Source organism: Micromonospora inaquosa, from assembly GCF_003857055.1.
Taxonomy (GTDB): Bacteria; Actinomycetota; Actinomycetes; order Mycobacteriales; family Micromonosporaceae; genus Micromonospora; species Micromonospora inaquosa.
This window is the reverse complement of the sequence record NZ_QGSZ01000257.1, coordinates 1-13,433: the sequence shown is the minus strand read 5'-3', so window position 1 is coordinate 13,433 and position 13,433 is coordinate 1. Positions and strand designations below refer to the sequence as shown.

Annotated in this window: 16 protein-coding genes; 8 read left to right on the top strand and 8 right to left on the bottom strand. The window is 71.4% G+C overall.

From position 1 onward, the window contains the following. Positions 1–16: 16 nt before the first annotated feature. Together DLJ59_RS23045 and DLJ59_RS36660 are read left to right on the top strand one after the other, a co-directional pair. Positions 17–2,113: a S9 family peptidase gene (locus DLJ59_RS23045; RefSeq protein WP_124774695.1), complete on the top strand. Its 2,097-nt coding sequence runs from the start codon at positions 17–19 to the stop codon at positions 2,111–2,113. A 16-nt stretch (positions 2,114–2,129) separates the two neighbouring features. Beyond that, positions 2,130–2,285: a hypothetical protein gene (locus DLJ59_RS36660; RefSeq protein WP_167493885.1), complete on the top strand. Its 156-nt coding sequence runs from the start codon at positions 2,130–2,132 to the stop codon at positions 2,283–2,285. Positions 2,286–2,372: 87 nt separating this feature from the next. Here DLJ59_RS36660 and DLJ59_RS23040 read toward each other — a convergent pair whose 3' ends face one another. Beyond that, positions 2,373–2,957 carry a TIGR03086 family metal-binding protein gene (locus tag DLJ59_RS23040; protein WP_124774694.1) on the bottom strand — a complete coding sequence of 195 codons (585 nt, stop codon included), beginning with the start codon at positions 2,955–2,957 and terminating at the stop codon, positions 2,373–2,375. A gap of 31 nt (positions 2,958–2,988) precedes the next feature. Here DLJ59_RS23040 and DLJ59_RS23035 point away from each other — a divergent pair, with 31 nt between their 5' ends. Next, positions 2,989–3,786 (top strand): helix-turn-helix domain-containing protein, encoded by a 798-nt coding sequence (locus tag DLJ59_RS23035; protein ID WP_124774693.1) that lies wholly within the window; start codon positions 2,989–2,991, stop codon positions 3,784–3,786. A gap of 22 nt (positions 3,787–3,808) precedes the next feature. Here DLJ59_RS23035 and DLJ59_RS23030 read toward each other — a convergent pair whose 3' ends face one another. Genes DLJ59_RS23030 through DLJ59_RS23005 form a run of 6 tightly spaced genes read right to left on the bottom strand, consistent with a single transcriptional unit; the run spans position 3,809 to position 9,406 of the window. Continuing rightward, positions 3,809–5,347: a SpoIIE family protein phosphatase gene (locus DLJ59_RS23030; protein WP_124774692.1), complete on the bottom strand. Its 1,539-nt coding sequence runs from the start codon at positions 5,345–5,347 to the stop codon at positions 3,809–3,811. Between the two features lie 4 nt (positions 5,348–5,351). Continuing rightward, on the bottom strand, positions 5,352–6,713 hold the full coding sequence (locus DLJ59_RS23025; RefSeq protein WP_124774691.1) for a sensor histidine kinase: 1,362 nt from the start codon (positions 6,711–6,713) through the stop codon (positions 5,352–5,354). Further along, the gene (locus tag DLJ59_RS23020; RefSeq protein WP_124774716.1) at positions 6,710–7,723 is read right to left on the bottom strand and encodes a SpoIIE family protein phosphatase; all 1,014 of its coding nucleotides are present in this window, start codon (positions 7,721–7,723) and stop codon (positions 6,710–6,712) included. The genes DLJ59_RS23025 and DLJ59_RS23020 overlap by 4 nt, the downstream gene beginning before the upstream one ends. Beyond that, the gene (locus DLJ59_RS23015) at positions 7,720–8,139 is read right to left on the bottom strand and encodes an anti-sigma regulatory factor (protein ID WP_124774690.1); all 420 of its coding nucleotides are present in this window, start codon (positions 8,137–8,139) and stop codon (positions 7,720–7,722) included. Before DLJ59_RS23015 ends, DLJ59_RS23020 begins: the two co-directional genes overlap by 4 nt. Further along, complete coding sequence (locus tag DLJ59_RS23010) at positions 8,136–8,546, bottom strand: STAS domain-containing protein (protein WP_124774689.1); 411 nt, start codon at positions 8,544–8,546, stop codon at positions 8,136–8,138. The genes DLJ59_RS23015 and DLJ59_RS23010 overlap by 4 nt, the downstream gene beginning before the upstream one ends. Further along, on the bottom strand, positions 8,546–9,406 hold the full coding sequence (locus DLJ59_RS23005; RefSeq protein WP_124774688.1) for an STAS domain-containing protein: 861 nt from the start codon (positions 9,404–9,406) through the stop codon (positions 8,546–8,548). Before DLJ59_RS23005 ends, DLJ59_RS23010 begins: the two co-directional genes overlap by 1 nt. A 163-nt stretch (positions 9,407–9,569) precedes the next feature. Between DLJ59_RS23005 and DLJ59_RS23000 the strand changes: the two genes are divergently transcribed. Further along, positions 9,570–9,926 carry an STAS domain-containing protein gene (locus tag DLJ59_RS23000; protein ID WP_091395791.1) on the top strand — a complete coding sequence of 119 codons (357 nt, stop codon included), beginning with the start codon at positions 9,570–9,572 and terminating at the stop codon, positions 9,924–9,926. 13 nt (positions 9,927–9,939) lie between these two features. On the opposite strand, the gene DLJ59_RS22995 is transcribed toward DLJ59_RS23000, so the two are convergent. Next, the gene (locus DLJ59_RS22995; protein ID WP_124774687.1) at positions 9,940–11,220 is read right to left on the bottom strand and encodes an MFS transporter; all 1,281 of its coding nucleotides are present in this window, start codon (positions 11,218–11,220) and stop codon (positions 9,940–9,942) included. An 86-nt stretch (positions 11,221–11,306) separates the two neighbouring features. Here DLJ59_RS22995 and DLJ59_RS22990 point away from each other — a divergent pair, with 86 nt between their 5' ends. The 4 genes from DLJ59_RS22990 to DLJ59_RS22975 all read left to right on the top strand — a co-directional run bounded on the left by DLJ59_RS22990 (position 11,307) and on the right by DLJ59_RS22975 (position 13,304). Further along, positions 11,307–11,987 (top strand): FadR/GntR family transcriptional regulator, encoded by a 681-nt coding sequence (locus DLJ59_RS22990; RefSeq protein ID WP_124774686.1) that lies wholly within the window; start codon positions 11,307–11,309, stop codon positions 11,985–11,987. A 39-nt stretch (positions 11,988–12,026) separates the two neighbouring features. Beyond that, the gene (mscL, locus tag DLJ59_RS22985; protein ID WP_124774685.1) at positions 12,027–12,500 is read left to right on the top strand and encodes a large conductance mechanosensitive channel protein MscL; all 474 of its coding nucleotides are present in this window, start codon (positions 12,027–12,029) and stop codon (positions 12,498–12,500) included. Positions 12,501–12,582: 82 nt separating this feature from the next. Then, positions 12,583–12,834, top strand: coding sequence for a hypothetical protein (locus DLJ59_RS22980; RefSeq protein ID WP_124774684.1), 252 nt, complete (start codon positions 12,583–12,585; stop codon positions 12,832–12,834). Between the two features lie 98 nt (positions 12,835–12,932). Continuing rightward, positions 12,933–13,304: a hypothetical protein gene (locus DLJ59_RS22975; protein ID WP_030486187.1), complete on the top strand. Its 372-nt coding sequence runs from the start codon at positions 12,933–12,935 to the stop codon at positions 13,302–13,304. Positions 13,305–13,433: the final 129 nt, after the last annotated feature.

The window sequence follows — 13,433 nt, the reverse complement described above, 5'->3', positions numbered from 1 at the left end:
CGGTAACGTGGCCGCCGTGACCACCGAGACTGCCCCGCCCGCGGCGAAGCGAGTGCCCAGCGAGCGCACCCACCACGGCGACACCGTCGTCGACGAGTACGCCTGGCTCGCCGCCAAGGACGACCCGGAGACGATCGCCTACCTGACCGCCGAGAACGAGTACACCGACGCGCGCACGGCACACCTGGCCGACCTGCGCGCCGACCTGTTCGAGGAGACTCGCCGACGCACCCAGGAGACCGACCTGTCCGTGCCGACCCGCAAGGGCGGGCACTGGTACTACACCCGGACGGTCGAGGGACAACAGTACGGAGTGCACTGCCGGCGGGCCGTCCGCGACGGCGAGACCGACCCGCCGGTCAGCGCCGACGGCGCCCCACTCGACGGCGAGGAGGTGCTGCTCGACGGCAACCTGCTGGCCGAGGGACACGACTTCTTCTCGCTCGGTGCGTTCGACGTCAGCCCGGACGGTCGCTGGCTGGCCTACTCCACCGACTTCTCCGGCGACGAGCGGTTCACCCTGCGGGTCAAGGACCTGACCACCGGCGAGCTGCTGCCGGACGAGGTGCCGGACACGTTCTACGGCAGCGCCTGGTCGACCGACGCCTCGGTGCTGTTCTACGTGACAGTGGACGACGCCTGGCGACCGAACCGGGTCTGGCGGCACACCATCGGCTCCCCCGCCGCCGACGACGTGGTGGTCCACCAGGAGGACGACGAGCGGTTCTGGGTGGGCGTGGAGCTCACCCGGTCGGAGAAGTTCATCCTCATCGACGTGCACAGCAAGGTGACCAGCGAGGTGCTGGTGATCCCCGCCGGCAACCCGACCGGCGCGCCGGCCGTGATCGCTCCCCGCCGACAGGGCGTCGAATACACGGTGGAGCACCACGGCCACCGCTTCCTGATCCTGCACAACGACAACGCGGAGGACTTCGCGCTGGCGTTCACCTCGGCGGACGTACCGGGCGACTGGGTCCCGCTGATCGAGCACACCCCCGGCACCCGGCTGGAGGCCGTCGACGCCTTCGCCAACCACCTGGTGGTGTCGCTGCGCACCGACGGGCTCACCGGGCTGCGGGTGCTGCCGGTGGGCAGTGACGACGGATACGACATCGACTTCCCCGAGCCGCTGTACAGCGTCGGGTTGGACGCCAACCCGGAGTACCGCACCGGCCGGGTCCGGCTGCGCTACTCCTCCCTGATCACCCCCGACTCGGTGTACGACTACGACCTGGTCACCCGGCAGATGGTGCTGCTCAAGCAGAAGCCGGTGCTGCCCGGGCCGGACGGGCGACCGTACGACCCGGCCGAGTACGAGCAGCACCGCGACTGGGCGCTCGCCGACGACGGCACCCGGGTGCCGATCTCACTGGTCTGCCGGGTCGGCACCCCCCGGGACGGCTCGGCACCCTGCGAGCTGTACGGCTACGGCTCGTACGAGGCCAGCATGGACCCGTGGTTCTCGGTGGCCCGACTGTCCCTGTTGGACCGGGGTGTGGTCTTCGCGGTGGCGCACATCCGGGGCGGCGGTGAGCTGGGCCGGCGGTGGTACGACCAGGGCAAGCTGCTGGCCAAGAAGAACACGTTCACCGACTTCGTGGCGTGCGCCCGGCACCTCGTCAAGGCCGGCTGGACGACCAGCGACCGACTGGTCGCCCGGGGCGCCTCGGCCGGTGGCCTGCTGATGGGTGCGGTCGCCAACCTCGCGCCGGACGCGTTCACCGGGATCGTGGCGCAGGTGCCGTTCGTGGACGCGCTCACCTCGATCCTCGACCCGTCGCTGCCGCTGACCGTCACCGAGTGGGAGGAATGGGGCAACCCCCTCGACGACCCCGAGGTGTACGCGTACATGAAGTCCTACACGCCGTACGAGAACGTGGCCGCCGTGGACTACCCCGCGATCCTCGCGGTGACCAGCCTCAACGACACCCGGGTTCTCTACTCGGAGCCGGCGAAGTGGATCGCCCGGCTGCGGGCCCTCGCCCCGGGTGGCGACTACCTGCTGAAGACCGAGATGGGCGCCGGGCACGGCGGCCCGAGCGGTCGCTACGACTCCTGGCGCGAGGAGGCGTTCATCAACGCCTGGATCCTGGACCGCATCGGCAGCGCCTGACGACGGGGCGGCGGCGATGACCGACGAGGACGAGCAGGGGTCGGCGCCCCGGCGTACCTCCGCGTGGCTGATCCTCGCCGTGGTCGCCGCCGCCCTGCTCGTCTGCTGCTGCTCCGCCGCCGTCGGCCTGCTGATCTCCTGGTCGGCCGGGCTCTTCCACACCCCGACCTGAGCCCTCAGATCGTGCGCAGCTCGTCGGGGGCCGTGCTGACACGCAGAAAGAGCGGCCGCCACCAGCGCGTCGCGTTCGAGGCGACCGTCAGGGGGTTTGGGGCCAGGTGGGGGTGCGGCCGGTTTGGGTCAGGAGGTGGGTCAGCTCGGCTGTGGTTGCCCCGGTGGGGGTGGCGAGTGGGACCGGTTCGGCGAAGACGCCCATCTTGCGGGCGGTGGGGCCCAACTGCTCCACCAGCGCGTGCAGCTCGGCCACCGCCTCCGGGGCCGGGTGGTACGACTGGCCGGTGGCCACCGCGAGGTCCCAGCCGTGCACGGTCAGGTCCAGCAGGACCATCCCGCCGACGACGGACTGCGGCAAGCCCATGCCCGGTGACACGCCCTCCAGCGTGGACGGGTCCGACCAGGCGGCCACCAACCGGCCGGTCTCCACCTCGAACCGGTCCCGCCAGCCGTCGCCCAGGTGGTCGGGCTTCTCGGCCCACTCCACCTGCCGCTTCTCGGCCAGCGCCTGAAAGTTGACCACCACCTGGAAGAGGTGGTTGAGCAGGTCACGGACCAGATAGTCGCTGCACGGGGTGGGCAGGTCGAGGTGATCGTCGGAGATGCCCCGCACCACCTCGACGGTTCGCGGCGCGGCGGCCGCCAGCAGATCGCTAGTCTGAGTGGACATAGGGCCAGCGTATGAGGGTGGTCTTGAACAAATGCGACAGCGACCGCGGGGCGACAGCCGGGGAATCCTCGACCCCGGGCGGCTGCTGCGCGAGGTGCGTTTCCGTCGACACCTGCCGACGGAGTCGCTGCGCCAGTGGGTCGAGCACTACTGGTTGATCGACTGGGCGTTGAGTTCGCCGTTCGAGCAGCGGGTCGTGCCGCACCCGGCCGTGAACGTGGTGTTCCAACGTGACGGGGACGGCCCCGAGTCCGGCGAGGTGGCCGGGGTGGGCCGCGACCTGTTCCGGATCACGCTCAGCGGCACCGGCCGGGTGGCCGGGGTGCAGTTCCGCCCCGGCGGGTTCCACCCGTTCTGGCGGCGACCGGTCAACGGGTTGACCGACCGTCGGGTGCCGCTGCCCGCCGGCCGACTGGCGGCACCGGACGAGGTGGTGTGCGCGAGCGGCGACGATGAACGCTGCCGGGCACTGGACACCCTCCTCACCGGCTGGCAGCCCGAGCCGGACCCGATGGTCGAGGAGGCCGTCCGGCTGGCCGAGGCGATCCGTACCGACCGGACCGTGCTGCGCGTCGACGACTTCGCCGCGCGGCACGACGTTCCGGTCCGCCGGTTGCAACGGCTCTTCACGGAGTACGTGGGGGTCGGGCCGAAGTGGGTGATCCGCCGCTACCGGCTCCAGGAGGCGGTCGAGCAGGCCGCCGGCACCCCGCCGAACTGGGCTGCCCTCGCCGCCGACCTCGGCTACAGCGACCAGGCCCACCTGGTCCGCGACTTCACCGCCGTGGCCGGGGTGTCCCCCGCCGCGTACGCGCGCTCGGTGCGCTGAGGAAGCCGACAGAGCTGACAGATCAGCGGCGACGCAGGACGACCACTGCCACGTCGTCCTGGATCTCCGGTGGGGCCAACTCCACCAGCAGTCGGGCGCAGAACTGGTCCAGGTCACCGTCGACCGTCGCCGCGACCGCGGCCAGCGCGGCCAGCCCCTCGTCGATGGTGGCGTCCCGTCGCTCGATCAGCCCGTCGGTGTAGAAGACCAGCGTGGCCCCGGCCGGCACCACGAACTCCAGGTCGGCCGGGCGCGGGGCGCGAACGCCGAGCAGCGGTGCCGAGTGCTGCACGAACTCGACCTTGCCGTCGATGACCAGCAGCGGCGGAAGGTGCCCCGCACTGGCCAGCCGGACCCGCCCGGTCGGCGGGTGCAGCAGCAGTACGCAAAGTGTCGCCAGCTCGTTCGGCAGCAGTGTCCGCATCAGCTCGTTGACCCGGTGCAGGATCTCGCCGGGCTGGTGGCCCTCGACCGCGTACGCCCGCACCGCGTGCCGCAGCTCGGCCATGACGGTCGCCGCGTGCAGCGAGTGGCCGGCCACGTCCCCGATCGCCAGCAGGAGGTGACCGTCGAGCATCACCAGCTCGTAGAAGTCGCCACCCACCTCGGTCTGCGCGCTGGCCGGCTCGTAACGCACCGCGAGGTCCAGGCCGGCCACGGTGGGCAGCCCACGCGGGAGCAGGCTGCGTTGCAGGGTGACGGCGATCCGGTGCTCCTCGTCGAAGGAGCGCTGCGCCTCCACGGCCGCCGCCACCGCCTGAGCCAACTGCTTGAGCACCGGGGTCCGCGCGGTCTGGGTGGCGGTCGGGACCACCACGTACAGCGGGGCCCGGTCCTCGCGCAGTCGGGCGGCGGCGACGGTCACCGTGTCGTCCGCCGGCCAGTCGACAAGCGCCCAGTTCGCCGGGGCCTCCACCCGGACCGTGGCACCGGTCGGCACCCCGGTGTCGTCGACGACCCACGGCACCACGGCGGCCACCGCGCCCGGCCCGGCGCAGACACCCGCGAGGCAGTCACCGTCGAAGGTCTCGGCGATCACCGCAGCCGGGCTCTTGAAGATCTGGGCGGCGCCCTCGGCGGCGGCCTCCAGCAGGCGCGCGAAGGTCGGCGCGGCGTGCACGGCCACTGTCGTGTCGGCCAACCCGAGCAACCGTTCGGCGAGCAGTTCGGCCCGCTGCCGGGCCTGGTAGTAGCGCAAAACCGCCCGGGTGGTGGCGATCAGCTCCTCGGGTTCGATCGGCTCGGTCAGGTACGCGTCCGCGCCCCGGGTCAACCCCTGGGCGCGGTCGGCCACGTCCACCGCGTGCGCCGAGACGTGGATCACCGGCATCACCGGATGCCGCGCCTTGATCTGTTCGCAGACCTCGTAGCCGCTCAGGTCGGGCAACCGGACGTCGAGAACCACCAGGTCGATCCGGTCCACCTCGACGCGAGCCAACGCCTCGGCGCCGTTCTCGGCCTCCAGCACTGTGAACCCGGCCCGGGTCAGCCAGCTGACCAGCAGGTAACGCTTGGTACGACTGTCGTCGACCACCAGGATGGTTGTCGGCACGCCGTCCACGCCGTCACGCCCTGCCTGTGGGCAGGGAGACGGTGAACCTGCTGCCTTCGCCCGGCACGCTGGTCAGCTCCAGCGTCCCGCCCAGCAGCGTCACCAACCGCCGGGCGTACGGCAGGCCGAGGCCGGTGCCGCCGACCCGGGTGGCTCCGGGCACCTGGTAGAACTCCTCGAAGATCCGGTCATGCAGCTCGGGGGCGATGCCCGGCCCGGTGTCGGTGACCTCGAACTGCCAACGGTCGCCGTGTTGGCTGGCCCGCAGTCGCACCTCGCCGCGCTCGGTGAACTTCAACCCGTTGTGCAACAGGTTGCGCAGCACCTGGCCGAGCAGCACCTCGTCGGTGCGCAGCAGAGCCGGTCCGGTCGGCTCCTCCACGACCAGCTCCACCTGCGGGCGGGTGGCCAGGGCGCGCAGGGTGCCGCGCAGTTGACCGAAGACCGGGCGCAGGTCGACCTCGGCCACGTCTGGCTCGATCCGGCCGGATTCCGCCTTGGCCAGGTCGAGGAGTTCGTTGACCAGGTTGAGCAGATCCGCCGCTGACGAGCGGATCAGGTCGACCTGGCGGCCCTGCTCGTCGGTGAGCGGGTCGGAGGCGGAGTCGGTGAGCAGCCGCCCCAGGCCGATGATCGCGGTCACCGGGGCGCGCAGCTCGTGGCTCACATTGGCCAGGAACCGGCTCTTCGACTCACTCGCCGCGCGGAGCTGGGCCGACTTCTCGTCCAGCTCGGCGTAGAGGGCGACGACGCCGCGGTTGGTCTCCTCCAGTTCCTCGGTGAGCTGGTTGTAGAGCGCCAGCACACCACGGTTCGTCTCGGCCAGCTCCTCGTTCAGCACCGCCAGCTCGTCGCGCTGACTGCGCACCTCGTCGAGCGCGGCGATGAGCTGACCGTTCTGCGTGGTGAGCTCGTCCAGCGCGCTGGCCGGCGCGGTGCGGCCGAGTTCGGTGCGGAACTCGGCGAGCCGCTCCGGGGTCGGCGTCGGCGCGCTGGCCGGGACTCGTCGGGACATCCTCACGACCGTAACCCCCTCGACGGTCGACACGCTCAGTGTGTCAACCAGTCGGGACACCGCGCCGGACTGCGGTTGGTAGCGGCCGTCCGGGAGCGGGGACACCGGGGCCAGGTCGGCGCGCAGGTGGAACCGGCCGTCGGCACCGGCGTCGACGTGGAAGGAGACGTCCGCTCCAGCTGTCGTCCGCAGCAGGTCCCGGGCGACCTCGCTGAGCGCGGTGGCGATCCGGACCTGGTCCTGGTGTTCCAGGCCGACCACCATCGCCACCTCGCGGCCCCGCTGGCGGATCACGAAGATGTCCTGCTCGACCCGCAGCGCCATCTGCAGCAGCGGCAGCGCGGCCGACTCCTCGGTCATGCCCACGACCTCGCGACCAGTACGCAGGCGTCGTCGCGGCGCACCCCGGCGTCACGTAGCAGGGTCGCCGCCATGACCAGCGGGGATCTCTCCGCCAGGCCCGGGTAGTCGGCCATCCGCCACCGGTCGACCACCCCGTCGCTGTGCATCACCAGCCGGGCACCGGGACCGAATGGGTAGTCGTACTCCCGGATTGTCGGTCGTTGGTGGCCGGCGATGCCGGGCAGCGACACCAGCCCTCGGCGCTGGCCGTCACCCTCGACGATCACGCCGGAGATGTTGCCCAGGCCGGCGTAGTGCAACACACCGGCCTCCGGCCGCAGCTCGGCGACGGCAAGAGCGGCGCCCCGGGTGTGCGACATGCTCCGGTGCAGGTGACCAACCACCACCGTCGGCGGGCCGGCGGGGGCGTCGCGGAACGCGGCCAGGGCCGCCTCGGTGGCGGCACCGGCCAGCGGGCCGTGCCCCAGCCCGTCGCTGACCAGCACCTGGTGCCGCCCGTCGGCGACCCGGACCGCGTAGCCGTCGCCGCTGATCGTCTCGCCGGTCAGCGGTCGGGTGAGAGCACCGGCCCAGGACGGCCGGGCCGTCTCGGCCGGCCAGACCTGCACGGCGAGGACGGTGCCCCGCCCGGGCAGCGAGTATCCGTCGAACCAGCTGGCCTGCCGGACGATGGCACCCAGACCGATGCCGAGGGTGCCGGTGGTGGAGTGCCCGTCCCGGGACGAGACGGTCAGGTCGGCCATGCCGGGCCCGGAGTCGATGGCCACCAACTCCACCCCGGCCTGCCCGGCGCGGCGTACCGGCCGGAGCAGCAGCACACCCTCGTCAGCGTGTTTGACCAGGTTGCTGGTCAGCTCGGCCGCGACGATGGCCAGGTTGGCGATGCGCGCCGCACCCATCTCCACCTGCGCGCCCAGGCGTTCGGCGGCGCGTCGGACAGCGCTCGCCGCGCTGCTGGCCTCCACCCGGAACCAGATGCCACTGTCGGTGACCGCCTCGGCGTTCACCTGGACCACTTGGTGACCGTGATTCGCGTGCCGGTCTCCGGTGACGTCTCGATCTGGAACTCGTCGACCAGGCGGCGCGACCCACTGAGCCCGAGGCCGAGGCCGCCGCCGCTGGTGTAGCCGTCGGTCATGGCCAGGTCGAGGTCGGCGATGCCCGGCCCGGAGTCGGCGAACACGATCTGTACGCCCTTGCGTCGGCCGTTGTCCACGACCGTCACCTCGACCGAACCACCGCCGCCGTACACCAGGGTGTTGCGGGCCAACTCGCTCGCCGCGGTGACCAGTTTGGTCTGGTCGACGAGGGACAACTTGCTGGCCACCGCCACGGCGCGGACCAGTTGCCGGACGCGCACCACGTCCTCATCGCTGCGGACCGACTGCGCCTGTGGTTGGCCCAGGTCGATGCCCACGGTCACGGCCTGGCCGTCTCGGCGTCCGGGTCGTCGTCGAGCTGGTAGTCGAGCTCGTCGGCGTGGGCCGCCGCGATCAGCTCCATACCGCGTTCGACGTTCAGCGCGGTACGGATGCCGTTCAGCGACAGCCCCAGTTCGACAAGGGTGATGGCGACGGCCGGACGCATCCCGACCACCACCGTCTCCGCGTCGAGCACCTTGGAGATCGACGCGATGGTGGAGAGCATCCGCCCGACGAAGGAATCGACGATGTCCAGCGCGGTGATGTCGATGATGACGCCGTGGCAGCCGGTGTCGACGATCCGCTCGGCGAGTGCCTCCTGGAGTTGGACCGCCGTCTGGTCGGACATGTCGAGCTGGATGGAGACCAGCAGGATGTCCCCGATCTTGAGGATCGGCACCCGTTCCATCAGGCGTCCCGGCGCGGCTGACGGCGGGCGGTCTCCACCCCGTTGAGCCGCAGCACGTGGCGCAGCGCGTCGGCGAGGCTCGCCTTGGTGGCGATGTCGCCGAACTCGATGCCGAGCGCCACGATGGTCTGCGCGATCTGCGGGCGGATGCCGGAGATGATGCAGTCGGCGCCCATCAGTCGGGCGGCCACCACGGTCTTCAGGATGTGCTGGGCGACCTGGGTGTCCACCGCCGGCACGCCGGTGATGTCGATGATCGCGTACGGCGAGCTGGTGTCGACCAGGGTCTGCAGCAGCCGCTCCATGACGACCTGGGCCCGGGCCGAGTCCAGGGTGCCGACCAGCGGCACGGCGACGACGCCCTCCCAGAGCTTGACCACCGGCGTGGAGAGTTCGAGCAGCTGCTCGGCCTGGTCGGCGATCAGGCTCTCCCGGGTGCGGACGAAGCTCTCGAAGGTGAACAGGCCCATCTCGTCGACCAGCTTCGAGAAGGCGACGTAGTCGTGCAGCGCGTTCGGGCCGCCGGTCTCCTGCACCAGCTCGGCCAGCACGTCCTTCAGCGCGAAGATGCTGATCGTGGTTTCGGTGGCGGAGAAGCCCTGCCGGGCCCGACCACGGGACAACTCGGAGAGCGCGGCGCGCAGTTCCGCAGCGTTGTCGGCGGACAGGTCGATGGTGCCTCGGTCGCCGGTGGCGACGATGGCACGGTGCAGGTCCTGAACCTGTCGGCGAAGCTCCGCCTGACTCAGCCGGCCCCGCAACGAACTGGTGACGATCTCGGTCCACCGAGTCGTGACCCGTTCGTCCTGCCCGCTGAGCAGCGCGACGAGCCGACCACTTTCTTCGGTGCTCAACGCCATTTCGAACCCCCTTGACCTGGACCGGGCGGACTCTATCACCGGGGCCTGATCAACTACTTGCCCCGTAGCAACGGAATGATGATGGCCACCGGATCACGGCTCCCGTTCTGCATCCGGCCGTGGTCGTGGGATACCGTTCCCCCGATAACAGGAGGTCTGGCGAATGTCGTTGACGGTGCACACGGAACAACGCGGCGACGTGGTCGTCGTGGCGGTCGCGGGCGAGCTGGACATGGCCACCGCACCGCAGCTGCAGGACCAGATCACCGACCTGCTCGACAAGGGCCGCAACCGGCTGGTGTTCGACCTGGCGGACGTCTCGTTCTGCGACTCGACCGGGCTGTCGGTCTTCGTCCGCGCCAAGAACAGCTGCGACGAGGCTGGCGGCGTGGTCCGGCTGGCCGCCCCGCAGCGGGGTGTGCTGCGCATCCTTGAGGTGAGCGGGCTGGTCGAGGTGCTGCACACCTACCCGACGGTGGATGAGGCAGTCGCCGGCGAATCGACGCCGGCTTCCTCCTGACCGCTTCGGCTCGTCACTCGTCCTCGACGTAACGGGGACGAGCGATCGCCATGCCCGCCGTCGTCTGCACGGCGAGGGCGCCCAGCAGGAACCCGATCGGCGCGGTCCAGCCGCCGGTGGCCTCGTACAGGATGCCGACCATCAGAGGGCCGAGGGCGGCGATCACGTACCCCGTGCTCTGCGCGAACGCGGAGAGCGCGACCGTCCCCTCGGCGGTGCGGGCGCGAAGGCCGATGGCGGTCAGGATCATCGGGAACGCGCCCTGGCCGATCGCCATCAGGGCGACCCAGAGCAGCGCGGCACCGTGCGGCGCGAGCGCCAACCCCAGGTAGGCCAGTGCCGACGCGGCGGTCAGCCCGAGCACCAGCGGACGCAGGCTGCCCAGCCGACCGGCCAGGGTGGGCATCAGCAGCGCGATCGGCACGCCGAGCGCGGTCACCCCGGCGAGCAGCAGCCCGGCCGACTCCGGCTGGTATCCGGCGTCGCGGAAGAGCTGGGCCAGCCAGCCCATGATCGCGTACCCGCTGAGCGACTGCGCCCCGAAGTAGACGGCCATCGCCCAACCGAGCCGGGTCCGCGCCGGCCGGACCCGGGTCGGCGTGGCGACGGCCGCCGTCTGGGTCGACCGCCGCGCCGCGGCCCGGGTCCGCAGCGCCAGGGGCACCCACGGGAGTACGGCCACCGCGGCCATCGCGGCCCAGACGCCGAGCCCGGCCCGCCACGACCCGAAGGCGTGCGCGATCGGCACCGCGGACGCGGCGGCCACCGTGGTGCCCACTGTCAACGTCATCGTGTACGCCCCGGTGACCAGGCCGGTGCGGTGCGGGAAGTGCTGCTTGACGAGCATCGGCAGCAGAATGTTGGCGACCGCGATGCCGGACAACGCCAGCGCGCTGGTCAGCACGAAGATCAAGGCCGAGTCGGTGGCGACCCGGAGCACCTGGCCGACGGCGAGGGCCAGCATGGCGACCACCAGCACCCGGGCCGGTGCCACCCGGCGGACCAGCCACGGGGTTAGCGCGCCGAGGCCGGCGAACGCGATGGTCGGCAGGGTGGTGACCAGACCGGCGGTGACGCCGGAGAGGCCCAGCCCGTCGCGCACCTCGTCGAGCAGTGCGCCGAGGCTGGTCACCACGGCCCGCAGGTTGAGCGCGACCAGCAGCATCCCGACCAGCACCAGCGCGCCACCGGTCGCCGGGTGCGTCCGCCGGCCGGCACCGGGGTCCCGCGTCGGGCGAGGGTCGACGGTGGCGGGTGCAGGCAGCGCCGGAGCGGCGGTTGGTGGCGGGGTCATAACCGCTAACCTACAATCATGGGATGAATTCGGGACGGGTGATGTAACCAGTGCCACCTTCGGTCGATTCCCCCTCCGCACCGCCGGTGCCGCCCCGCGGCCAGCCACCCGTGCCGCCCCGCGGTCATCGGGTCCGGCAGACCACCGAGCAGCTCCGCGCCCGGATCCTCGGCGGCGAATGGCCCATCGGCGGGCGCATCCCCACCGAGCCACAACTGGTCGCCGCGCTGGGCGTCGGGCGCAACACGGTCCGCGAGGCGGTCCGCGCCCTGGTGCACGCCGGGGTGCTGGAATGCCGGCAGGGCTCCGGCACCTACGTGGTGTCCACCGACGAACTGGCACCGGTGGTCGCCCGCAGGCTCGGCGACGACCGGATGACCGAGGTCATCGAAGTACGCCGCGCCTTCGAGGTGGAGGCCGCCCGACTCGCCGCGCTGAGGCGTACACCGGAGGACCTGGCGGCGCTCGACGGCGCGCTCACCGAACGCGAGGCCGCCTGGCACGGCGGCCGGGTCGACGCGTTCGTCGAGGCCGACGCGGCACTGCACACCGCGGTCGTCGCCGCCGCGCACAACGCCATGCTCGCCGAGCTGTACGCCTCGGTCGGCACCGCCCTGCGCAGCACCGTCGCCCAGGCCATGGGTGGGGCGCTCACCCCCGAGCGTTACGTCGACCACACCCGGCTGATCGAGGCGATCCGGGCCGGCGATCCCGGCCGGGCGGCGCTCGAAGCCGGCGCTTTTCTGGAACCCGCCGTACGGGCATAGGTTGTGCCCGACAGAAAAGCGGACACCTCGGGAGTACGAATGCTCAAGGGCTTCAAAGACTTCATCATGCGCGGCAACGTCGTCGATCTGGCGGTCGGTGTCGTCATCGGCGCCGCGTTCACCGGCGTGGTCACCCAGCTCACCACCTCCTTCCTCAAGCCGCTGATCGCGTTGATCAGCGTGCTGATCACGGGCAGCGACAAGGGCCTCGAGGGAACCGCCTGGGATATCGAGGGCGTCAAGTTCGACTGGGTGAGCTTCATCAACGCCGTGATCACTTTCGGGTTGACCGCGCTGGCGCTCTACTTCCTGGTGGTCTACCCGATGAACAAGCTGGCCGAGCGGCGGCAGCGGGGCGAGGAGCCGCCGCCGGCGGCGCCGAGCGAGGAGGTCAAGCTGCTCACCGAGATCCGGGACGCCCTGGTCTCCGCCGGCCACACCACCCCCGTCCAGCAGCGCGGGGCACTGGACGACGTGTTGGGCCGCCGTCCCGAGCCGCCGACGCAGCGCTGACGCCGAACGGATGCACATCGGCCCCTGTGGGATTCCCGCAGGGGCCGCACCCTCTCGTACGTGTGTTCGATAGAGTCCGGCCATGGAGCAGCGAAAGCACTGGTGGAACGGGAAGTGGGGGCGACTGGCCCGGCGGGACGTCTTCCTCCGGGTGGACGCCGACCGGTGGCACGTCGAGCAGCGGGCCGGCGGCGCCGAGGGCATCTCCCGTTTCTACGAGTACGGCAGTGTGGACGAGGCTGAGGAGACCGTCCGGGCGCTGCTCGACGGCCCGGACACCTGGCGGGAGCTGTCCCCCCGCCCACCGGGCGGCTGGACCCTCCCGAACAGCTGAGCCGGCACGACGCGATGCGCGCGCGGGTGTGATGCGGGTGCTGCGCGTTGGGCTGGTGGCGGCGTTTAGCGGCGTGCCGCGCTGGGAACCGCAGCGGGATGGATCAGCAGGACGAGCAGCAGGCGACCATTTCGCGGATCACCACCGGGATGCCGGTGATCGATTCAGCCGGCACCGAGGTCGGGACCGTTGACCTCGTCCAGCGGGGTGACCCGAACGCGGTGACCGTCCAGACGCCGACCGCCGACCCGGGCAGCAGCCTGGACGAGCTGATCGAGGCGACCGCGGTAGAGGAGCCGGACGTGCCGGCCGACCTGGCGGCGCGGCTGCTGCACAGCGGCTACCTGAAGGTTTCGACCGAGCTGACCCGCACCGGCGCGGTCTACGTACCGGCTGACCGGATCGGTTCGGTGGCGGACGGCCGGGTCCTCCTGGCCGTCGGTGTGGCCGACCTGCCGCCCGAGGAGTAGCCCCACCGCCCTGATCGACTCGGGTTCACGGAAATCGGGGTGTCTGGAGCCCTGCGATAGCCCGACTTCATGGAACCCGAGTGGATCTTCCCGGCGCGGCGGAAACGGGGCCGCCGGACGCGGCGGGAC